Source organism: Rhodoflexus caldus (assembly GCF_021206925.1).
In the GTDB taxonomy this organism is placed as follows: Bacteria; Bacteroidota; Bacteroidia; order Cytophagales; family Thermoflexibacteraceae; genus Rhodoflexus; species Rhodoflexus caldus.
This window is the reverse complement of record NZ_JAJPRF010000004.1, coordinates 294,458-317,442: the sequence shown is the minus strand read 5'-3', so window position 1 is coordinate 317,442 and position 22,985 is coordinate 294,458. Positions and strand designations below refer to the sequence as shown.

The following is a 22,985-nucleotide window of genomic DNA, read 5'->3' as shown; positions in this document are numbered from 1 at the left end:
AACTGATGTGTCGGAAATGTGCAGGGTGTGGCCGACGGCCAAACCCAATGGTATGATTATTAAAACGAGTTTGTACGTATGATAAGCCCTGAAAATAGCATCCCTGAACCTCTGCCCGCAGGTGTATTACCCCCCTTACCGGCAGAGGATATGCCACAAATGCCCGCTTATGATTTTAACGACCGAGATGTAAGTTGGTTGGCATTTAATTACAGGGTATTGCAGGAGGCCAAAGACCCCACCGTGCCACTGTATGAGCGAATTAAATTTCTGGCCATCTACTCATCCAATATGGATGAGTTTTTCAAAGTTCGCGTTGCCTATCTGCGCGGGCTGGCTACTTTGAAAAAGAAAACACAGAAACGACTCTATTTTGACCCTGCCAAAATTTTGCAACAGGTAAAGCGCATTGTGCAAAAGCAGCGCGCCGAGTACCTGCAACTGTTCCGCGACCTAACCGAAGAGCTGAAACAGCACGGAATTTACTTTATCGGCAACGAAGACGTCAACCAAGACCAGCACGAGTTTCTTAAAGAGTACTTCTATACCTACGTCATGCCGCTGATGAACCCTACCTACATCCACGAAAACGTAGGTGTGGTCTTTCTGCAAAGCGACATGATTTACCATGCTGTCCGCTTTCCTGACAACGAAGGCGACTATGTGTATGCGCTGATTGAAATTCCGACCAATGCACTGCCGCGTTTTTTATTGATGCCCGAAATAGGCGACCGTTACTATATCATCAGTTTGGATGATGTAATTCGCCTGTTCATCCATCAATTGTTTCCTAAGGTCAGCCCCGATGAGGTCTATTCTATCAAAATGACCCGCGATGCAGAACTTTACATTTATGACGAACATACGGGCAATTTGGTAGATAAAATCAAAAAAAGCCTTGCCAAGCGCAACTTGGGCGTGCCTTCGCGCTTCCTGTATGACAGCCGAATGCCTGATGATTTCTTGCGTGCCCTGAAAAAAGCACTGGGGCTAACCGATGCTGACCTTGTTGCGGGCGGGCGCTACCACAATTTCAGAGATTTGATGAATTTCCCCAATCCGTTTTCTCCCGAATTGGAAAACGAACCGCTGCCGGCGCTGCGCATCAAAGAATTAGACGATGCACCCAGCATTTTTGAGGCCATAGAGAAGCGCGATTGGCTGATTCACTTCCCGTATCAAACCTACGACTACCTGAGCCGATTCCTTTGGGAGGCTGCCGAAAATCCGCACGTCAGCAAAATTCGCATTTCGCTGTATCGGGTGGCAGTGGGCAACTCCAAAGTAGTGAGTGCATTGATTCACGCTGCCAAAGCCGGCAAAGAAGTAACCGTATTTATAGAAGTAAAAGCCCGCTTTGACGAAGAAAATAATATTAAATGGAGCAACGAACTGGTGCGGGCAGGTGCCAAAGTACTGTACAGCATCCCCGGCCTGAAAGTACACTCCAAAACCTGTGTGGTTACTTACCGCCACCATGGCGTACAAAAGCGCTATGCCTATTTTGGCACAGGTAATTTCAACGAAAAAACGGCACGTGTGTACGGCGATGTCGGGCTATTCACTGCCGACCCCCAACTGACCGATGAGTTGCTGACACACTACGACTTTCTGCGCCGCAAAACAGAGCGCATTGAGTCCAAAGAGTTGCTGATTGCGCCTTACTCTATGCGCAAACAACTCTACCAACTCATTCAGGCGGAAATTGACGCGGTACGCTCCGGCGAAAAAGGATATATCCTGTTGAAAATGAATAGCATACAAGACCGCGAGATAATTGAAAAACTCTACGAAGCCAGCAATGCGGGCGTACAGATTGACATGATTATCCGCGGCATCTGCTGTATCAAACCGGGGGTAAAAGGCCAAAGCGAAAACATCCGCATTATCAGCATTGTTGACCGTTTTCTGGAACATGCCCGCTGCTACTACTTCTATCACGGCGGCAAGCGGCTACTCTACTGCTCATCGGCCGACTTTATGACGCGCAACCTGAGCGACCGCGTGGAAGTGGCATTCCCCATCAAGGATGAATCTCTGAAACAGGAGGTGCTGGATATGCTGAACATTCAGTTGAACGACAACCAGAAGAGCCGCATAGTAGATGCCCGCTTCAGTAACAAATATGTGAAGCGCAAAGGCAAGCCGGTGCGTGCGCAAATCGCCTTTTACGAATACCTGAAAAACAAGTATCCGCAGGAGTAAACAATGACTTACCCCAACCCCAATAAAGAAGTCCTGTATCGCTGGCTGGGGATGATGCCCTACCGCGAAGCATGGGACTATCAGGAGCAAATTTTTCAGTCGGTAGTAGCTAAAAAAATTGCTGCACGTGCAGAAAATCGCCACATCCCGACCGATAACTACCTGCTTTTTTGCGAACATCCGCACGTTTACACCTTAGGAAAAAGCGGTAAAGACACTCATTTGCTGCTCAATGAAGAGCGGCTGGCCGAGGTAGGTGCTTCTTTTTTCCGCATCAATCGCGGGGGGGACATCACCTACCACGGGCCGGGGCAGTTGGTAGGCTATCCCATTTTAGATTTGGAAAATTTTTTTACCGATATTCACCAATATCTACGCCTGATTGAGGAAGCCGTCATCCTCACGCTGGCAGAATATGGCATACAGGCAGGCAGGATAGACAAACTCACAGGCGTTTGGATAGACCACGAAGCACAGATTAACCCGCGGAAAATATGTGCCATTGGTGTGAAAACCAGTCGCTGGGTAACCATGCACGGCTTTGCGCTCAATGTCAATACCAATCTTGACTATTTCGGCTACATTGTGCCCTGCGGCATCAGCGACAAAGCAGTAACATCCTTGCAGGCAGAGTTGGGGCATCCCGTTCCGATGGAAGAAGTGGCTGCAAAAATGCGCCGCCATTTGGCCAATTTGTTCCAAATGCACCTGATAACAGAAGAACAGATACACGGTTAATTCGGATAGCGAACTAAGCAGTTGGTCAAATAGCCGATAATTACCACAGGGGCACAAGCACGCAAAACGCTTCTGCCCTTGCGTTTTTATGACAAAGCAAACATCAAGTAATGTAGTACGCTAATCAGGTCAAAACCACCTAAATTTGCCTGACCAAAATAACACAAATCCATGCTACCTTACCAACCCAAACACAAAATCCGCATTGTAACTGCCGCCTCACTCTTTGACGGGCACGATGCCGCCATCAATTTGATGCGCCGCATGATGCAGGCGACGGGAGCGGAGGTGATTCATTTAGGACATAACCGCTCGGCACGCGAAGTAGTGGAGTGTGCCATTCAGGAAGATGTACAGGCTATTGCCATCACTTCCTACCAAGGCGGGCACGTGGAATATTTCAAATACATCTATGACCTTTTGCAGGAACGCGGCTGCGGGCACATCCGCATTTTCGGCGGCGGCGGCGGCACTATCCTGCCTACCGAAATAGAGGAACTGCACGCCTACGGTATCACCCGCATTTACAGCCCCGACGACGGGCGGCAAATGGGTTTGCAAGGCATGATTAATGACTTGATGCAAAAGTCAGATTTTGACCCTTTGCAGGCTTCCTGTTTCCTTACCGAAGGGCACAAAAAGATTGATTGGAACAACCCCGCGCATTTGGGCAGGCTGATTTCACTGGCCGAAAACCATCCCGAAGTGTACGCGAAAGTGGCCGTACAGCCCCGTGCCGATGTGCCCGTGCTGGGCATTACGGGAACAGGCGGAGCAGGTAAATCCAGCATGGTGGACGAACTGATTCGCCGCTTTTTGTACGAATATCCCGACCGCAAATTAGCCGTCATTTCCGTTGACCCTTCCAAGCGCAAAACAGGCGGCGCACTGTTAGGCGACCGCATCCGCATGAACAGCGCCGACAGCCCGCGGGTGTACATGCGCTCGCTGGCAACCCGTCAGAGCAATTTGGCGCTCAGCCGCCACGTGCAGCAGGCCATTGACATCTGCAAAGCTGCTGCTTTTGACATGGTGATTGTGGAAACTTCGGGTATCGGGCAGTCCGACACAGAAATTATTGAACATTCCGATGTTTCGCTGTATGTGATGACCAACGAGTTTGGCGCACAAACACAGCTTGAAAAAATTGACATGCTGGACTTTGCTGACCTGATAGCTATCAATAAATTTGACAAGCGCGGTTCGTTGGATGCTCTGCGCGACGTGCGCAAGCAGTACCGCCGCAACCACAACTTGTGGGATACGCCCGACGAAAAATTGCCTGTTTTCGGTACGATTGCCAGCCAATTCAACGATGCGGGAACCAATTTGCTGTTTGGCAAAACAATGGCAAAACTGCGCGAACGCATGGAAAGCCGCGGCATCCTGCTGGATTGGATTCATGCCGATATGAGCGAGAGCGACTCGCCGCTCACTTCGCTGCCCAAGCCGATTATTCCGCCCGACCGCACGCGCTACTTGGCCGAAATTTGCGAAACGTTAGACCAATACAAGCAATTTGTTAAAGAACAGAGCGCCATTGCCCGCAAAATGTACCAGCTGCAGGGAGCTATTCAGCACCTGCGCGAAGGCATTGGGCAGAAGCGCATTGATGTTACCGTTGCTGAGGGAGAGGAAAAAAGCGCCGTTCGTGCCATTGAGTACGTACAAGGCGAGCCCGATTACCTCAAAGACCTGATTGCGCAGTATCAGAGCCTTTCCGACCGCTTAGACCCCGAATGCCGCCGCTTGCTGGAATCGTGGGAGGAGGTTAAAAAACGCTACCGCGCCGACAAGTACTATTTTCAGGTACGCGACAAAGTCATCACGCAAGACCTTTATACAACTTCACTTTCAGGGCTGAAAATCCCGAAAGTGGCGCTGCCCAAATACCAAGACTGGGGCGATATCCTCACTTGGCTGCTGACCGAAAACACGCCCGGATTTTTCCCTTACACGGCGGGCGTATTCCCGCTCAAACGCGAGGGCGAAGACCCGGCGCGTATGTTTGCAGGCGAAGGCGGCCCGGAAAAAACCAATCGCCGCTTCCATTTCCTTTCTAAGGGGATGCCTGCCAAACGCCTTTCCACGGCTTTTGACTCAGTTACGCTCTACGGCGAAAACCCCGACCATCGCCCCGATATCTACGGCAAAGTGGGCAATTCGGGCGTAAGCGTAGCCACATTGGACGATGCCAAAAAACTGTATTCGGGCTTCAATTTGTGCGACCCCGCCACTTCGGTTTCCATGACTATCAACGGGCCTGCACCTGCCATTTTGGCAATGTTCCTCAACACAGCCATTGACCAGCAATGCGAAATTTACATCCGCAAAAACGGGCTGCTGGAAGAGGTGCAGGCCAAACTCAAACCCACCGAAACCGCCTATCAGGGCAGCCTGCCCGAAGGTAACGACGGGCTGGGGCTGCTGTTGCTCGGTACTACGGGCGACCGCGTGCTGCCCCGCGAAGTATACGACAAAATCAAAGCCGATACGCTGCGTCAGGTACGCGGAACCGTTCAGGCCGACATTCTCAAAGAAGACCAAGCACAAAACACCTGCATTTTCAGCACCGAGTTTGCCCTGCGCATGATGGGCGACATTCAGCAGTATTTTGTAGATAAAAACGTCCAGAATTTCTACTCGGTGTCCATCAGCGGCTACCACATCGCCGAGGCGGGTGCAAACCCCATCAGCCAGCTGGCATTTACGCTGTCCAACGGCTTTACGTTTGTGGAATACTACCTTAGCCGCGGTATGCACATAGACGATTTCGCACCGAACCTGTCGTTCTTCTTCTCAAACGGCATGGATCCGGAATATTCGGTATTGGGTCGCGTAGCGCGTCGCATTTGGGCAAAAGCCATCAAGTACAAGTACAAAGGCAACGAACGCAGTCAGAAGTTGAAATACCACATCCAAACTTCGGGACGCAGCCTGCACGCACAGGAAATCGCCTTTAACGACATTCGTACCACCTTGCAGGCACTCTATGCGCTGTACGACAACTGCAACAGCCTGCACACCAACGCCTACGACGAGGCCATTACTACGCCTACGGAGGAAAGCGTACGCCGTGCCTTGGCTATCCAGTTGATTATCAACAAAGAGTTGGGCTTGAACAAGAACGAGAACCCGTTGCAAGGCTCGTTCATTATTGAAGAACTTACCGATTTGGTGGAAGAAGCCGTGCTGAAAGAGTTTCGCGCCATTTCGGAGCGCGGCGGCGTATTGGGAGCGATGGAGCGCATGTATCAGCGCAGCAAGATTCAGGAGGAGAGCATGTACTACGAAACCCTGAAACACAACGGCGAACTGCCCATTATCGGGGTGAACACATTCTTAGACCCGAACGGCTCGCCTACGATTATCCCCGCCGAAGTGCGCCGCTCAACTACCGAAGAGAAAGAGTACGCCATCCGCTCGCTGCGTGCCTTTGAAAGTGCTTATGCCGATGAGGGCAAAAACGCATTGCGTCAATTGCAGGCAACGGCACTTTCCGGCGGCAACATCTTTGAAGAGTTGATGGAAACCGTTAAAACATGCAGTTTGGGACAGATTTCATCGGCTTTATATGAGGTTGGCGGCAAATATCGCCGCAATATGTAGAACGCCGAAAGTTGGCTTTATCAAGCATCATCTGTTGCAAAACATCGGTCAGCCCTGCGCCACAGAAGGGCTGACCGATAAAATAAACAGTTGAGCAATTGAAAATGCCTTTATCCAAATCCGCTAATTTTGCCGCTGATTTAACCGCTGTGAAAACCATGCCTACTAAGCCCCACACTGCAGTTTTACTGGTCAATTTGGGTACTCCCGACTCACCCGCACCGGCCGATGTGCGAAAATACCTGCGCGAATTTCTTTCCGACCGCCGCGTGGTAGATATCGGTGCGCTGGGACGATTCCTGTTAGTCAATCTGATTATCGCACCTTTCCGTGCGCCTAAATCGGCGAAGGTATATAAAGAGTTGTGGACAGAGCGCGGTTCACCGCTGCTGTTCTACGGTCAGGATGTGCAACAAATGCTGCAACAAGAGTTGGGCGAAGGCTATACCGTGCGGCTGGCCATGCGCTACCAAAGCCCAAGCATTGAAAGCGAACTGGACAAGTTGCGTATAGAGCAAATCCGTAAAATCATTGTGCTGCCGCTGTTCCCGCAGTATGCCTCTGCCACTACCGGCTCGGTACACGACGAAGTGATGCGCTGCCTGCGCCAATGGGAGCAAATACCGCACGTTACTTTGCTGGATACCTACGCCGATAACCCCACCATGATTTCCGTGTATGCCGAACTAGGGCGTAAATACATGGAGCAACACTCGTTTGACCATGTCATATTCTCCTATCACGGGTTGCCGGAGCGGCAGTTGCGCAAAGCCGACCCCAACAAGCGATGCATTACCGATGCCAATTGCTGTGCCGTCTATCATGAAGGCAATCGCCTTTGCTATCGCGCGCAGTGTTTTGAAACCTCGCGGCTGTTGGCGAAAGAACTTGGGCTTACACCCGACCAATACACCACGAGTTTTCAGTCGCGCTTAGGCACTGACCCATGGATTCAGCCCTACACCGATGCAACCATTGAAAAATTGGTAGCCGAAGGCAAAAAGCGCATTCTGGCATTTTCCCCCTCATTTGTGGCGGATTGTTTGGAAACAACCATTGAAATCGGCGAAGAATACAAAGAACTTTTTGAAGAAAAAGGTGGGGAACACTGGCAAATGGTTGAAAGCCTGAACAATCACCCCCGATGGGTACAGGCATTGAAAGACATGGTACTTGCCAATTAATCGTCTGCATGTGGCGGCGATGCTATCAGGTAGGTAACGGAACGAATCAGCGACTCATTGGAGTTATTGATATCGCGAACAGTATTGAGCAATGAGGCAATGTTCATTTCTTGCGTTTCCATAAAAATACGGTAAAGCGCATTAACCTCATCCTGATAAAATCTGCCTTGCGCCTGACTGATGGGGGCAATGTCGTCGGCTGTAATCAGTGGAAAATGATGCAGCAGGGTCTTTATTTCGTTGTAAAAATGCTGCTGATTGCTCTGCAACTTCTGATAGAACTGATAGAGGATGTCCGTTGCGCTATTGTTGAGTTCGTCTAAGTTGTGTTTGGTATCTTTCAAATCTTTCACGGAAAGGGTGGCATTGCGAATGCTGGCCGTCAAATTGTTGATTTTGACGGCTTCCTCTTTGGCAAGTTCGCTTTGCAGGGTTTGCATGTAGAACTCCACTACCTCGGCTTCATAACTTTTGAGCGTAAAATAAGCGTCGTTGGGGCTGCCCTCCTCCGGTGCGGCAAGTTGGAAGTAATATTCATTGACCGCAATGGCATGACCGATAAAATGGATGGATTCTTTTTGCAATGCCTCGGCTGCTGCGTGGCCTTCCTGCGGATTGACGACGCCCAGATAGTGCGCAATCCGCTCACTGCCATTGACAATTCGCTTTTCCAGCAGGCGCGTTAAGGGATTGAGAAAAGGCAGCAGCAAAATAATGCCGCTCAGGTTCAACAAACTGTGGAAAGTTACCAGCCCGATGAGAGGGTCTTTAATGGCCATCCAATCGGTTATGAGGTAATAAAACCCGTTCATTATCAGCAAGGCAAACAATGCATTGACTACGTTGAAACCCACTTGCGACCAGCCTACCTGACGGCGAATGGTGTTGCCATGAACTGTTGCAATTACTGCCGTGATGGTTGTGCCAATGTCGCTGCCTACGACCAAGTAAAAGGCCTGTTGCAGTGAAACCATACCTGCGGCAAGCGAAGAAAGAAAAATCATCATGGCTGCCGAACTTGACTGAATGGATGCGGACAAGGCCATGCCGATGAGCACAAACAACCCCCCCGGTTTGCCTTGCAGAAAACTAAAATCAAAGTGGGTGGCAAATACCATGAAGCCGTTTTTCATATAGTCCAGCCCCAAAAACAGGAAACTGAAACCCATCAGCAACTTGCTGAACTGCACCGGTTTTTCCGATTTAAGGAAGATTGTCCCTAAGCCGCCAATGGCCAAAAAGGGCAAAATGGCTGCCCCAATATTGAGTTTGAAACCGATGAGCGACACCAACCAACCCGTCATGGTTGTGCCTAAGTTAGCCCCCATAATGATGCCGATGCCGTTTTTCAGCCCGATAATGCCTGCTCCGGCAAAAGACATGACCAGCAGCGATACCATAGAACTGCTTTGTAAAATGGCTGTAATCAGCGCACCGGAAAGCACTGCTTTGATGGAATTATTGGTATGCTTTCGCAAAAATTTCTTAAAAGAGCGCCCGGTAAGGGCTTTGAGCGCTTCTTCCATCATCAGCATACCAAACAGGAATAAACCTAACCCTGCCAACACAGGCCACACTTGAATCTCACTCCAATCCATAGCGTCAAAAAAAATCAGATGCTCTAAGATGCAAAAAACCGACAGTTTTCAAAAAACTGTCGGCTTTTTTTGTGGCCTTTATACAAAAAACCGACGGGTCTCTAATTTCTTTCGGGTTTTAAGTCGCTGTTTACCAGTAATTTACATAAAAAAATCTCTGCACAACACTTGCGCTTTTTGTATAACTTATTGCTTGCGCAATTCCAGTATTTGCACCTGATTGGCTCCGTCGGTGGCTTTCCAAACCTGCGACTTTTTTTTGTTTTCTATGAACAACCACGTTTTGCCCAAATCCGAGCCTTTGCTGTCTATGGTAACATAGGTGTCGGTAGCTGTCCATCGGAAGGGGATTTTGTCTTCCTTGGCTACTCCTAAGATGTTGTAATTCAGGTTTTTTACGCCTTTGCCGTTGTTGCGGAAAGTGATGGTGCCAATGTTAGTCAAAGTGGCGCCGGCTTGCCCGGCCGCACTGACTTCATACTTTTGAATGTTCCATGTGCCTGCCAAGCGATGTGAGCAGGAGGCCGCAAACATCAAGAACCCCAATAACACCAACTTAGATACATTTTTCGCCATATTTGTATGAAAAGTTTGATAACTTGGGAGAAATTATCAATAACCCTGCCATAATTACCTGCCTACTTGGTAGAGCGGCGATAGCGAATCAGTTTATACAACTCACCTAACCACAATACGCCCGATGCAGCAAGTGCCAAAGTGGCAAATTCGCCGAAAGAGACCGGTGCAAAATGGAACATTTGCGCCAATAACGGAACTTCTATAATGGCTACTTGAACGATAAGCGAAAATATCATCGCCACGTTGATGTACCGATTGGTGAAAAAGCCAACTTCAAAGATGGAAAGTTGCAGCGAGCGCATGTTGTACACATTGTACAACTGACAAAAAGCCATTACGATAAAAGCCGCCGAGCGGGCTTTGTTTATACCGTCGGGCAAAAACCATTTGAAGGCAGCCAGTGTGAGTAGTGTCATCAACCCTGCATTGATGAGCAGAAAAGGGAACACTTCGGCATTGAGGATGTTTTCCTTCGGATTGACAGGTTTTTGGTTGAGCATATCGCCGTGCCCGCTTTCGGTGGCCAGCGAAATATCACCTACGCCGTCGGTTACTAAGTTGAGCCATAAAATCTGCGTAGCGGTCAGCGGAATCGGCAAGCCTGACAAAATAGACATAATCAGCGTAATAATTTCGGCAAAATTGGTAGTCAGCAGGTAGAAACTTGTCTGTCGTGCATTGGTAAACACGATTCTTCCTTCTTCAACGGCGTTTACGATGGTAGAAAAGTTGTCGTCTGCCAGCACAACCTTGGCAGAGTCGCGGGCTACGTCCGTACCCATAATGCCCATGGCAACCCCCACGTCGGCGCGTTTGAGTGCGGGGGCATCGTTTACCCCGTCGCCGGTCATGGCAATCAGCTCGCCGCCTGCCTGCAATTTTTCGGCAATGCGCAGTTTCATATGGGGTGTCAATCGGGCAAATACGTTGGTGGTGTGCACCACTTGTTCAAACTCTTTCTCGTCCAACATGAGCAGTTGCTGCTCGGTGAGGGCGAGGATTTGGTGTTGTTCCGTGCCGTCTATGATGCCCGTTGCGCGTGAAATGGCAATAGCCGTATTGATATGGTCGCCCGTGGCCATAATAACGCGGATACCGGCGCGTTTGCAGGCTGCCACCGCATCTCGCACATCGGGACGCGGCGGGTCTATCATGCCCACAATTCCCGCAAAGGTCAGATTTTGCAAATGATTTTCTTCTACGTGCGTAATGTCCTCCGTTTCTTCATGCCAAGCAAGTGCAATTACCCGCATGGCTTGCAGCGACCACTCGTCCATTTGGTGCCTTAGCCGATGCATCCATTCATCGCTCATGGGCACAATACCCTCGGCAGTGGATACCTGCACCGATTTGGTTAGCACCTTTTCGGGCGCGCCTACTACGAGCAACTGTTTCTTGCCTTTGTTCTGAACCAGTGTGGCGCGCATTTTCAGGTTAGAGTTAAACGGCAGGTCATCTATTTTTTGAATGCTTGTGTCTTGTTTGGGAAAGAAGCCGCCCTTGCGTGCCAATGCCAAAAGTGCTCCTTCGGTCGGGTCGCCAATAAGTTTGTAGCTGTCCTTTTCTTTATCGTGTTGAATGTCCGAATTGTTGCTCCAACCACAGATGGTCAGTAGTTGGGCAAGAGCAGGCACGTCCTTGGGGTCAATCACGGTTTCGTCGTGCATAAAATTGCCTATGGGCGACCAGCCTTCGCCCGTGATGTCCCATTCGGGCATATCGGGCACAAGCACCTTGCGCACGGTGAGCGTGTTTTGGGTCAGAGTACCCGTTTTGTCGGTAATGATGGTGGTAACTGCGCCCAGCGTTTCGGTGGCGGTAAATTCGCGCACAATGGCATTGCGTTTTGCCATGCGGTTGGCACCAATGGCAAGCACGATGGCAAGCACGGCAGGCAGCCCGGCAGGAATGGAAGAAACCATGGCAGCAATGGCCACCAGCAATACTTCGTCTAATGTACCTTGTTGATAAAAGTAAGCAATGCTAAAAAGCAGGGCTGCACTTGCCACAGCAATAATGGCCATCTGCCTTGCCAGCGCATCGGTTTTTTTCTGGAAATTCGTTTTGTCGGGCTTGATTTTGCTGAGCGACAGCGCAATTTCGCCAATGGCCGTATCAATGCCTGTGCCCGTAACCACTGCCAGCGCATAGCCGCCCGCAATGAAAGTGCCTTTGTAGAGCATGTTGCGGCGGTCTGCCATCGGAGTTTCGGCAGGCAGGCTTTCCGTTGTTTTCTGTACGGGAACCGATTCGCCCGTGAGCGGTGCTTCTATGGCGCGCAGGTTTTTGGCCTCTATCAGACGCGCATCGGCAGGGATACTGTCGCCTTCTTCCAAAATGATGATGTCGCCCGGCACAAGTTCGCGGGCAGGCAGTGTTACTTTTTCGTTGTTGCGCAATGCCTTTGCCAGCGGCACAAGCATACTTTTAAGCGAGGCTACCGCATTCTCCGCGCGGATTTCCTGCGCAAAACCGATACTTGCGTTGATAACAATCACTGCCAGAATCACGTACATATCCGCCTCGTGCCCCGTTGCCCAAGAAATGGCAGCCGCACCGAGCAGAATAAATACCAAAAGACTTTTAAACTGTTTGAGAAAAATCAGTGCCCAGTGTTGCCTGCCTGCTTCGGGGATTTCGTTGTAGCCATATTGCCTGCGGCGTGCTTGTACTTCTTTGTCGGAAAGGCCGCTGCGAAACGTTTGCAGGTGTTGTAAAACATCCTCAGGCGAGAGTTGATGGGGTTGCATAGTGAAGTTTGGTTGTTTTAGCGGAAACAAAATAAACAATCTTTGGCAAAATCACGTAGAAAAAACTATCTTCCACAGCCAATAACGCATATTGAAACAAACGCCTACGCTATGATTTACAGCCGATTTATTGTCCATGAAGGAGTAGAAATTCTCTATACCGATTTGAGTGATGCTACGCCGGAAAAAGGATTGGAAGCCCTGCGGCAATGCCGTGAAAATTGCAAACACCGTCCGCCTAAGTCGGTTTTAAGCCTGATTAATGTTACCAATGCCCGCTACAACAGCGATTTGATAGCCTATGCCAAGGAAATGTCACGCGATAACAAGCCGCATATTCTGGCATCGTCCGTATGCGGTTTTAACGACCTGACCAAACTCATGTTGAACTCTATTTTCCTCTTTGCGGGCAGGCGCGATATCAAGCTGTTTAATACACCCGAGGAAAGCCTGAAATGGCTCTTGCAGCAGCATCAGGCCGCGCACTCTGCGGCTTAGTGTACTTCCGAAATTTTCACCCTACCCATAGTACGGCAAAAGTTTTGCATAACTTTGCCGAAAAATACGGACATGAAAAAAATCGTGCTGTTTCTTGCTGCCTGCGCGCTTCCTTTATTTGCCGCAAAGGCACAGAACAACAATTGCAACAACTGCCTGCCTAAACAAACCACCCCTGCCGACTATTGCCATACATCCGCTACATTCAGCGGACTTTGTGCACAGTTTAAGGAAAAGCAAAACTTTTTCTACCTGCTCAACGGCAAAACTGCCCGCAAAGTGAACGTCGGAAAGGCCAATGACACCGCTTATTTACTCGGTATAGCCAACGATAAAAACCTGAAAATCAGCGCGGTGGAAATCCTGTTTATTCAGGAAGCGTTGCAAAACTGGTCGCTGGTAGAGCGTCGCTTGGGCTTTACGATGCAGCCGAGCGGTTTAGGCATTAAAATTATACAGGAAGGCAACGGCGAACTGCCGCCCAACGGTAAAAACGTAATTGTACACTACACAGGCTACTTGGAAGACGGCACCAAGTTTGACAGTTCGGTGGACAGAGGACAGCCGTTCTCTTTCACCTTAGGGCAAGGACAAGTCATTAAAGGCTGGGACGAAGGCATTGCCAAGCTGAAAGTTGGCACAAAAGCGGTACTGCTGATTCCTGCTAACTTGGGCTATGGCAGCCGCGGTGCAGGCGGCGTTATTCCGCCCAATGCTACGCTGTTTTTTGAGGTTGAATTGTTGGGGGTTGAGTAAATTGAAATACAAGACTCAAACCTGACGGGTTTCCAAAACCCGTCAGGTTTATTTACGTGAATCACAATCACTAATCATCCATGTTTCAAGAAATAACGGGCGCGACGCCCAAGTCGTTGGGATACAGTTTTCCCGCAGAGTGGGCAAAGCACCGCGCCACTTGGTTGAGTTGGCCGCACAAAGAGGCATCTTGGCCCGGAAAAATTCATACCATTTTCCCTGTTTATGCCGAATTTATCAAGGCAGTTGCCACGGGCGAACAGGTACATATCAACGTAGCCGATGAGGCGATGCAGCAATTTGCCCTGCAACATTTGCAGGCAGTAGGTGCAGACCTCTCGGCAATCCATTTCCACCTGTTCCCGACCAACGATGCGTGGTGCAGAGACCATGGCCCTGCATTCGTCATCAACCCAAATGCAGCCGAGCGCAAGGCAGTAGTGAAATGGAACTACAACGCATGGGGCGAAAAATACCCGCCGCACGATTTGGATAATGAAATTCCCGTACATATTGCCCGCTACCTGCAAGTGCCGATGTTCCGCCCGGGCATTGTGATGGAAGGCGGCGCGGTGGACTTCAACGGCGAAGGAACGGTGCTGACCACTACTTCCTGCCTGCTGAACCCCAACCGCAATCCGCACCTTTCGCAGGCGCAGATTGAACAGTATCTGGCCGATTATTACGGCATAGAGCAAGTCCTTTGGTTAGGCGACGGCATCGTAGGCGACGATACCGACGGGCACGTGGATGACATCACGCGCTTTGTCAATCCGCATACCGTAGTTACGGTGGTGGAACACAATAAAAACGATGAAAACTACGAGCCTTTGCAGGAAAACCTCAAAGCGCTGCAAACCATGCGTCTGCTCAACGGCAAACCATTGGACATCATAGAGCTGCCCATGCCCGATGCGGTGATTTATGAAGATATGCGATTACCCGCATCTTATGCCAACTTCTATATCGCCAATTCGGTGGTGGCTGTGCCGACTTTCCGCTGCGACAAAGACGAACAGGCGTTGGAAATCCTGCAAAAGTGCTTCCCCGACCGCCGCGTCATCGGCTTGGATTGCACCGATATTGTCTGGGGGCTTGGCACCTTCCACTGTCTCAGCCAACAAGAACCGGAGTAAGCTATGAGTAAACCTGCCCTATCCGTCATCATTCCCGTTTACAACGAGTCGCTGAATGTTCAGCCGCTCTATGAGCGTTTGTCTGCCGTAGTGCGAGGCTTGCAACTCACGCATGAGTTCATTTTCATTAACGACGGCAGCCGCGATAATACGCTGGATTTGGTGCGGCAATTGGCAGCGGCGCACCCCGAAGTAAAATACATTGACCTGAGCCGCAATTTCGGCCATCAGATAGCCGTTAGTGCGGGTATAGATGCTGCCCGCGGCGAGGCAGTGGTCATTATTGATGCCGACCTGCAAGACCCGCCCGAACTCATCGGTGAGATGTACGCAAAAATGAAAGAAGGCTATGAGGTAGTTTATGCCAAACGGCGGCGGCGCAAAGGCGAAAGTTTTATGAAACTGCTCACCGCACGGGTTTTTTACCGCATCTTGGCAGCTATTACAACCATCAGCATTCCGGTAGATACGGGCGATTTTCGCATCATGGACAAAAAGGTAGTGGAAGCACTGCGCCAAATGCCCGAAACCAACAAGTTTCTGCGCGGTCAAATCTCATGGATTGGCTACAGACAAACCTATGTGGAATACGACCGTGCTGAACGTCACGCCGGCAAAACAGGCTACACCTACCGCAAAATGCTGCGCTTTGCCTTAGACGGCATCACGGCATTTTCCAACTTCCCGATTAAAGCTGTTACCGTAATGGGTTTCGTGGTTTCTTTGGTGGCTTTCCTTTTCGTATGTATCTCGTTTTACATACGCTATTTTACCAATCTGCCCGTGGAGAGGGGTTGGACATCCATTATTGTTGCCATTCTTTTTCTGGGTGGCGTGCAGCTCATCGGTATCGGTATTTTAGGCGAATACATCAGTCGCATCAATACGGACACCAAACGCCGACCACTGTACTTCATCAGAGAAACGAACCTTGACTCCAAGTAAAAAGCGGAAATAGCATACGATTGATTCTTTTTTTTCGTTCTTTGCAGGAGAATGGCAAAAAACTTGTGAAAGAAATACCTTTGAAGGTGAGAACTTCATTCGCTGAATTTATAAAGCAAACCGTTATGAACAAAGGCTTTCAAACGATAGCAAATTTCGGTCTGGTCGCTCTGTTGGCGCTTACTATTGTCGCTTGTAACAAAAACAAGAAACCGACCAGTATAGACCCCGGAAAAGAATCTACTGCAACGGGCTTGAAATATGGCTCCGGAAGCGGTAAGAACAAAAACAATGAGTTTGCCTTGCGCAAATTCAAAGGTCAGCCCGACGGGCCGAACTTAGTGTATATTGAAGGCGGTCGCCATATCCTGGGCTCACAGGAAGAAGATGTACTGGGTGCACGGGATAACATTGAGCGCACTGTTACGGTGAACTCTTTCTACATGGACGAAACCGAAGTAGCCAATGTTCACTGGCTGGAATACCTGCACTACGTGCGCGACTCCGGTGAGCAATACTATCAGGATGCCTTGCCCGATACAACCGTGTGGGCTGCTGAACTTGCCTTTAACGACCCTTACATTGACCATTATCTGCGTTACCCCGGTTTCCGCTTTTTCCCTGTCGTAGGTGTTTCATGGCGGCAGGCCGTAAACTACTGCGTATGGCGTACACAAGCCGTAAATAATGGCCTTGCCCTGAAAAACGGTAACAAAGAAGAAAAAGCACAAGCCAAAGCCGGAGAGCGCATCCCGTTGGAAAGTGGTATTGTACTGCCGGGCTATCGCCTGCCTACCGAAGCCGAATGGGAATTTGCCGCCAAAGGTCTGGTAGGTACGCAATATCTGGACGAGATGCAGGACTATGGACGTTTGTATCCGTGGGACGGCCACTCATTGCGCAACCCTTACGGCAGACAAATGGGTGAGTTTCTTGCCAACTTCAAACGCGGACGCGGCGACTATGCCGGTATTGCGGGCAAACTTAACGACGGTGCGATGATTACCGAGTGGATTTATGCTTATCCACCTAATGATTACGGTTTGTACAACATGGCAGGCAACGTAAACGAATGGGTGGAAGACGTGTATCGCCCGCTTTCATACGAAGACATGAACGACCTTAACCCTGTTCGTACCGATGGCAAAGGTCTGAAACTGGCAGGCGGAGGCAATCGCCAAAAAGACGCGGAATATTTAGACCCTGCCCGTTTGTATGACAGAAATAATACCAGTTTGATTGACAACAAAGTGCGTGTGTACAAAGGTGGTTCATGGAAAGATGTTGCTTACTGGCTGGCCGTAGGTACACGTCGCTACTTTGCCGAAGACTCTTCAACAGCTACCATTGGCTTCCGTTGTGCTATGATTCGCGCCGGTGGCAACCACTAATATTCAAAGACATTCATCGTCGGAAGAGTCATTCCTCACAGGGATGGCTCTTCTGCTTTTTAACAATGCCCCTATGCAAAAACGAGTTTTGATAATAGACACCATGCACGAATCGCTGCTTCCGATGCTGGAAAAGGCAGGATTCGCCCCCGATTATTTGCCGCAAATTACGCGTGCGGAAATATTAGATATAGTCGGCCACTACCAAGTAATGATTGTTCGCTCCAAAACGCCCATAGATGCCGAACTGCTTGGCAAGGCCACACAGTTGGAAGTGCTTGCGCGTGCCGGTGCAGGCACCGACCAAGTAGATATGGCCGCACTTCAAGCCTGTAACATAGCCCTGATTAACGCACCGGAAGGCAATCGGGATGCCGTAGGCGAACATGCAATGGGGATGTTGCTGGCGCTGATGAATAAGTTGCTGCAAGCCGATGCACAGGTGCGCCAAAAAATATGGCAGCGCGAGGCCAATCGCGGCTACGAATTGATGGGCAAAACCGTTGGCATCATCGGTTATGGACACATGGGGCAATCGTTTGCCAAACGGCTCAGCGGTTTTGGCTGTCGTGTACTGGCCTATGACAAATACAAAAGCGGATTTTCTGATACCTATGCAACCGAAGCATCGCTCGAGCAACTATGGGCAGAGGCAGAGGTGTTGAGTTTGCACGTTCCGCTGACTGCTGCAACGCGCGGCTGGATAAACACGGATTTTTTTAATCGGTTTGCTCATCCGATATGGTTTGTCAATACTGCCCGCGGTGAAATCGTGCCTTTGGCATCGTTGCGGGAAGCACTGCAAAGCGGCAAACTTCGGGGGGCATGTCTGGATGTTTTGGAGCAGGAAAAATTAGATAAACTTACTCCTGCGCAAGCAGTTGATTTTGAATGGCTTACGCAACAGCCCAATGTGATTTTTTCGCCTCACGTGGCAGGCTGGACGTACGAATCCTACGAGCGCATTAACCGCGTATTGGTAGATAAATTAGTGCAGCTTACGGCTTAAATGCTTATTTTTGCCTTGAAAATCAAACCGAAAACACACACATAATGGCACAAACCGAAGTTTCAACCGCTAACTTTTCCCTGACACGTGAAGAGGTGCTGAACGACTACCGCATTGCCTGCGAAAGTCGTCATGCAAGTTTGATGGGGCGAAAAGAAGTGTTCATGGGAAAAGCCAAATTCGGCATTTTCGGCGACGGAAAAGAAATTGCACAAATTGCAATGGCCAAGGCCTTTCGCAAAGGCGACTTCCGCTCCGGCTACTATCGCGACCAAACCTTCATGTTTGCCTTAGGTGCGCTTACATTGGAGCAATATTTCGCGCAGCTCTATGCGCATACTGACATAGAGGCAGAACCGGCTACCGGCGGGCGCTGTATGAATGGCCATTTTGCAACCCGCAGTTTAGACAAAAACGGCAAGTGGAAAAATTTGATGGAGCAATACAACTCCTCTGCCGATATTTCTTGTACGGCCGGACAAATGCCGCGCTTGGTCGGTTTGGCATTTGCCTCCAAACTCTACCGCCAAAATCCGCAGTTGTCGTACCTGACCGATTTTTCCGTGCAAGGCAATGAGGTTGCCTTCGGTACAATCGGTAATGCTTCCACCTCCGAAGGCTTGTTTTTTGAAGCCTTAAATGCCGCAGGTGTACTGCAAGTGCCTATGGTAATGTCTGTGTGGGACGATGGTTACGGCATCTCCGTTCCGCAGGAATACCATACTACCAAGGGTGATATTTATAAAATTCTGATTGGCTTGCAGCGCACCGAAAATGAACCGGGTTTTGAACTGTTTCAAGTAAAAGGCTGGCAATACGATGAGTTGTGTCAGACCTATCTGACAGCAGCCGCCATTGCCCGTCGCGAGCATGTGCCCTGCCTGATTCACGTTACGGAATTAACCCAACCGCAAGGTCATTCTACTTCGGGTTCACACGAGCGCTACAAATCCAAAGAGCGATTGGCTTGGGAAGCAGAATATGACTGCATCAAGCAAATGGGAATTTGGATGATGGCCAACGGCTATGCAACTGCCGAGGAACTGGAAGAGATAGACCGCCGTGCCAAACAACGTGCATTGGAAGCAAAAAACAATGCATGGGCTGCCTTTGTAGATTCTATGAAAGGCGACCAGCAGGAAGTGCTGCGTCTGTTGGCAGAAGCCGCCGATACTTGTGCGGATGCCACACTGAAAGAGCAATTGCTCATGGTGCGCTCCGAGTATCAGCGCACAATTAATCCACAGCACATGGATGCCATGAAAGCCGCCCGCCATGGGTTGCGCCTGCTGCGTGGTCAGAACAGCGCCGCCCGTCAGGCATTGATAAATTGGGTGAAAAAAGCTGAAAAAGAGAACGAACGCCGCTTCAATTCCCATTTATTGAGTGAGTCGGACGAGTCAGCCCTGTTAGTTCGCGAAGTTAAGCCTGTGTACTCCGAAAACTCTCCCGTGGTAGATGGCCGCGAAGTATTACAGGCCTGCTTTGATGCCATGCTTGCCCGCGACCCGCGCGTTTTCGCCATTGGCGAAGATGTGGGCAAAATCGGTGATGTAAATCAGGCATTTGCCGGCTTGCAGGCCAAATACGGCGAACTGCGCGTAGGCGATACCGGTATTCGCGAAGCCACCATTGTTGGTCAGGGCATTGGTGCTGCCATGCGCGGCCTGCGCCCGATTACCGAAATTCAGTACTTAGACTACCTGCTCTATGCTATCCAAACACTCTCCGACGATTTGGCTTGTTTGCACTACCGCACGGCAGGCGGCCAAAAAGCACCGCTGATTGTACGCACACGCGGCCATCGTTTAGAGGGTATTTGGCACTCAGGTTCTCCTATTGGTATGATTATCAATAGTTTGCGTGGTATGCACGTGCTTGTGCCGCGCAATATGACACAAGCTGCGGGCATGTACAACACCCTGCTGCTCTCCGATGAACCGGCATTGGTAATTGAGTGCCTCAACGGTTATCGCCTCAAAGAACGCCTGCCCGACAACGTAGGAGAATTTACCGTGCCGCTGGGCGTGCCCGAAGTGATTCGTCAGGGAACGGACATCACCATTGTAACCTACGGCTCTATGTGCCGCATCGTGATGGAAGCCGCCGAGGATTTAGCAAAATTCGGTATAGACGTAGAGGTTGTGGACGTGCAAACGCTGCTTCCTTTTGACCGCTACGGCATCATCGGGCAATCGGTGCGCAAGACCAACCGCGTCATTTTTGCCGATGAAGACGTGCCGGGAGGCGCTTCGGCATACATGCTCCAACAGGTAATGGACAATCAGGATATTTTCCCGTACTTGGATGCACAGCCTGTTTGCATTGCTGCCAAAGCACACCGCCCGCCTTACGGCTCCGATGGCGACTATTTCAGCAAACCCAATCCCGAAGATATTTTTGATGCGGTTTACAGCATAATGCACGAGGTAAGTCCGACAAGGTATCCTGAAATTTACTAAGCCATTTGCCATAGATGCAAACAGCCCATATCACTACCGAACAACTATATACGCATTATTGCCAACATCCGGTAGTCAGTACAGACAGCCGCCAACTGCCCGACGGCTGTCTGTTTTTCGCTTTGAAAGGTGCTAATTTTGACGGCAACCAATTTGCAGCGCAAGCACTGAAACAAGGTGCAGCCTATGCGGTCGTAGATAACCCTTCGGTGATTGCATCCGACCGATTTTTGTTGGTGGAAAATGTGTTAGAAAGCCTGCAATCGTTGGCGCGCCATCATCGCCGACAGTTGCAAATACCGTTTATTGCCATTACGGGCACCAATGGTAAAACAACTACCAAAGAATTAGTGGCGGCGGTGCTGCGTCGGAAGTACCGCACCCATGCCACACAGGGCAACCTGAATAATCACATTGGTGTGCCGCTGACCCTGTTGCAAATTCGCCCCGAAACAGAAATGGCGGTCATTGAAATGGGCGCCAACCATATCGGCGATATAGCCGAGCTTTGCAGCATTGCCGAGCCAGATTTCGGATTGATTACCAACATCGGACAAGCGCATTTAGAAGGTTTCGGCAGCTTTGAAGGAGTCATCCGTGCCAAAAGCGAATTGTTTGACTATTTGGCGCAAAGCAAAGGACAAGCCTTTGTCAATGTCCGCAATCCGCTGCTGGCTGAGTTGGGTAAAAAATTCCCCCGACCGATTTACTACGGCCTGCACAATACGTTTGCCTGTGCGGAGCTGTTAGAAACAACACCGTTTATTTGCTACAAAGACACCGAAGGCCATACACACGAGACACAGCTCATCGGCGCGTATAATTTTGACAATATCCTGACGGCGATTGCCGTGGGAACTTATTTCAATGTTCCGGCAGCAGATATTCATCAGGCTATTGCCGCTTATGTACCTACCAACAATCGCTCGCAGGTGCGAAAAACGGGCAGTAATACGCTGATTATGGATGCTTACAATGCCAACCCCTCGAGCATGCAAGCAGCCTTAGACAGTTTTGCGCAGATGCCTGCAACCAACAAGGTGGTGATTTTGGGGGATATGTTTGAATTAGGCAGTTACAGTGCCGCCAAACACCGCGAAATAGCCGAAAAAGCCATGCAAAGCAGATTTGCATGCGTATTGCTTTGCGGGAAGGCATTTTATGACATTCGCCAAGCCGACGATTCCGCCCTGTTTTTTGAGCACAAAGCCGCACTTGCCGAGTGGTTGCAGGGCAATCCCATCCAAAACAGCTACATTTTGCTCAAAGGTTCGCGCGGTATGGGGTTGGAAACCATCACAGACCTTTTGTAGGGCTGTTTTAACCTCTGTACTAACTTTGGGAGCACCAATGATGCTATGAAAAAAATATAGGGACAGCGCATTCTCTGTCCCTATTGCTGCATTATTCGCCTGCCTGTTTGCCATTTGCAAAATGCAATTCAAAACATGCAGATTATCACATAGGCAGCGGGTAATTCAACTTGGTTTTAGAAAAGGCGATAACTCAGGCTGACCATGTACTGACGGATGCGCTGGTCGGCTGGGAAGGTAAAGCCGCCAAGCGTAAGGTCGTTGCTGATGTTGCTGAAACTGCCTTCGTAGCGGGCATCAATTCCTAACTTTCCAAAATCTAAGCCTACGCCCAATTGCAAACCTACCGTTGCGCTGTTCAACTTTTGATTGACGGTTGTGTTATTGCCTGCTGTTGCACTAATGACGGGGCCACCATTGACGCGCAGTACTTTTAACATACTGAAACCTACCAAAATAGGTACATCTACGCGGTTGATGTTGTAGTTTTTAACTTGTGTTTGTACCTGTTGTACATTTTGGCTTTCAAAAATAGCTTGGCTGCCAATGGAGGTGAAGTAGATTTCAGGCCGCAGTAAAATGCCTAATACTTTGGCCTGCAAAAAGCCGCCGCCATGAAAACTTACGCGAGCATCGCCGGGTACAAATGCACCGCCCCCTTGCGTGTTGGTTTTTTCAAAATTGATTTGCGAAACGCCGCCGCCTAATTTAAGGCCGCCATGGATGCCCAACTGTGCAAATGCGGCTGCCGGCAGAGCAAGGATGCAAAAAATTATAAGAACTTTTTTCATGGTTGAAGTATGATTGATTTA

16 protein-coding genes are annotated in these 22,985 nt (G+C 49.8%); 12 read left to right on the top strand and 4 right to left on the bottom strand.

The annotated features are described in order from the left end of the window. Nucleotides 1-78 precede the first annotated feature (78 nt). The 4 genes from ppk1 to hemH all read left to right on the top strand — a co-directional run bounded on the left by ppk1 (nt 79) and on the right by hemH (nt 7,736). The gene (ppk1, locus tag NDK19_RS07560) at nt 79-2,205 is read left to right on the top strand and encodes a polyphosphate kinase 1 (RefSeq protein WP_250631257.1); all 2,127 of its coding nucleotides are present in this window, start codon (nt 79-81) and stop codon (nt 2,203-2,205) included. 3 nt (nt 2,206-2,208) lie between these two features. After that, the gene (lipB, locus tag NDK19_RS07555) at nt 2,209-2,943 is read left to right on the top strand and encodes a lipoyl(octanoyl) transferase LipB (protein WP_250631256.1); all 735 of its coding nucleotides are present in this window, start codon (nt 2,209-2,211) and stop codon (nt 2,941-2,943) included. 171 nt (nt 2,944-3,114) lie between these two features. Beyond that, a complete protein-coding gene (locus NDK19_RS07550; protein WP_250631255.1) occupies nt 3,115-6,552 on the top strand; it encodes a methylmalonyl-CoA mutase family protein in 3,438 nt (1,145 codons plus the stop codon). Between the two features lie 158 nt (nt 6,553-6,710). Then, nucleotides 6,711-7,736 (top strand): ferrochelatase, encoded by a 1,026-nt coding sequence (gene hemH, locus NDK19_RS07545; RefSeq protein WP_250631254.1) that lies wholly within the window; start codon nt 6,711-6,713, stop codon nt 7,734-7,736. On the opposite strand, the gene NDK19_RS07540 is transcribed toward hemH, so the two are convergent. The 3 genes from NDK19_RS07540 to NDK19_RS07530 form a co-directional block, all read right to left on the bottom strand. Continuing rightward, nucleotides 7,733-9,334, bottom strand: a complete 1,602-nt coding sequence (locus NDK19_RS07540; protein WP_250631253.1) for a Na/Pi cotransporter family protein — start codon at nt 9,332-9,334, stop codon at nt 7,733-7,735. The genes hemH and NDK19_RS07540 overlap by 4 nt on opposite strands. A 186-nt stretch (nt 9,335-9,520) precedes the next feature. Beyond that, nucleotides 9,521-9,910 carry a lipocalin-like domain-containing protein gene (locus NDK19_RS07535; protein WP_250631252.1) on the bottom strand — a complete coding sequence of 130 codons (390 nt, stop codon included), beginning with the start codon at nt 9,908-9,910 and terminating at the stop codon, nt 9,521-9,523. 62 nt (nt 9,911-9,972) lie between these two features. After that, nucleotides 9,973-12,663: a cation-translocating P-type ATPase gene (locus tag NDK19_RS07530; protein WP_250631251.1), complete on the bottom strand. Its 2,691-nt coding sequence runs from the start codon at nt 12,661-12,663 to the stop codon at nt 9,973-9,975. Nucleotides 12,664-12,774: 111 nt separating this feature from the next. Here NDK19_RS07530 and NDK19_RS07525 point away from each other — a divergent pair, with 111 nt between their 5' ends. The 8 genes from NDK19_RS07525 (at nt 12,775) to NDK19_RS07490 (ending at nt 22,173) form a co-directional block, all read left to right on the top strand. Then, nucleotides 12,775-13,161 (top strand): hypothetical protein, encoded by a 387-nt coding sequence (locus NDK19_RS07525; protein ID WP_250631250.1) that lies wholly within the window; start codon nt 12,775-12,777, stop codon nt 13,159-13,161. A gap of 72 nt (nt 13,162-13,233) precedes the next feature. Next, complete coding sequence (locus NDK19_RS07520) at nt 13,234-13,917, top strand: FKBP-type peptidyl-prolyl cis-trans isomerase (RefSeq protein WP_250631249.1); 684 nt, start codon at nt 13,234-13,236, stop codon at nt 13,915-13,917. A gap of 80 nt (nt 13,918-13,997) precedes the next feature. Further along, entirely contained in the window at nt 13,998-15,053 is a 1,056-nt protein-coding gene (locus NDK19_RS07515; RefSeq protein ID WP_250631248.1) for an agmatine deiminase family protein, read from the top strand. 3 nt (nt 15,054-15,056) lie between these two features. Beyond that, the gene (locus NDK19_RS07510; protein WP_250631247.1) at nt 15,057-15,998 is read left to right on the top strand and encodes a glycosyltransferase family 2 protein; all 942 of its coding nucleotides are present in this window, start codon (nt 15,057-15,059) and stop codon (nt 15,996-15,998) included. Nucleotides 15,999-16,123: 125 nt separating this feature from the next. Beyond that, nucleotides 16,124-17,389: a gliding motility lipoprotein GldJ gene (gene gldJ / locus NDK19_RS07505; RefSeq protein ID WP_250631246.1), complete on the top strand. Its 1,266-nt coding sequence runs from the start codon at nt 16,124-16,126 to the stop codon at nt 17,387-17,389. Between the two features lie 73 nt (nt 17,390-17,462). After that, the gene (locus NDK19_RS07500) at nt 17,463-18,398 is read left to right on the top strand and encodes a 2-hydroxyacid dehydrogenase (protein ID WP_250631245.1); all 936 of its coding nucleotides are present in this window, start codon (nt 17,463-17,465) and stop codon (nt 18,396-18,398) included. Between the two features lie 44 nt (nt 18,399-18,442). After that, nucleotides 18,443-20,860, top strand: coding sequence for an alpha-ketoacid dehydrogenase subunit alpha/beta (locus tag NDK19_RS07495; protein WP_250631244.1), 2,418 nt, complete (start codon nt 18,443-18,445; stop codon nt 20,858-20,860). Between the two features lie 14 nt (nt 20,861-20,874). After that, nucleotides 20,875-22,173, top strand: coding sequence for a UDP-N-acetylmuramoyl-tripeptide--D-alanyl-D-alanine ligase (locus NDK19_RS07490; protein ID WP_250631243.1), 1,299 nt, complete (start codon nt 20,875-20,877; stop codon nt 22,171-22,173). Between the two features lie 176 nt (nt 22,174-22,349). Here NDK19_RS07490 and NDK19_RS07485 read toward each other — a convergent pair whose 3' ends face one another. Next, entirely contained in the window at nt 22,350-22,964 is a 615-nt protein-coding gene (locus NDK19_RS07485) for an outer membrane beta-barrel protein (protein ID WP_250631242.1), read from the bottom strand. Nucleotides 22,965-22,985: the final 21 nt, after the last annotated feature.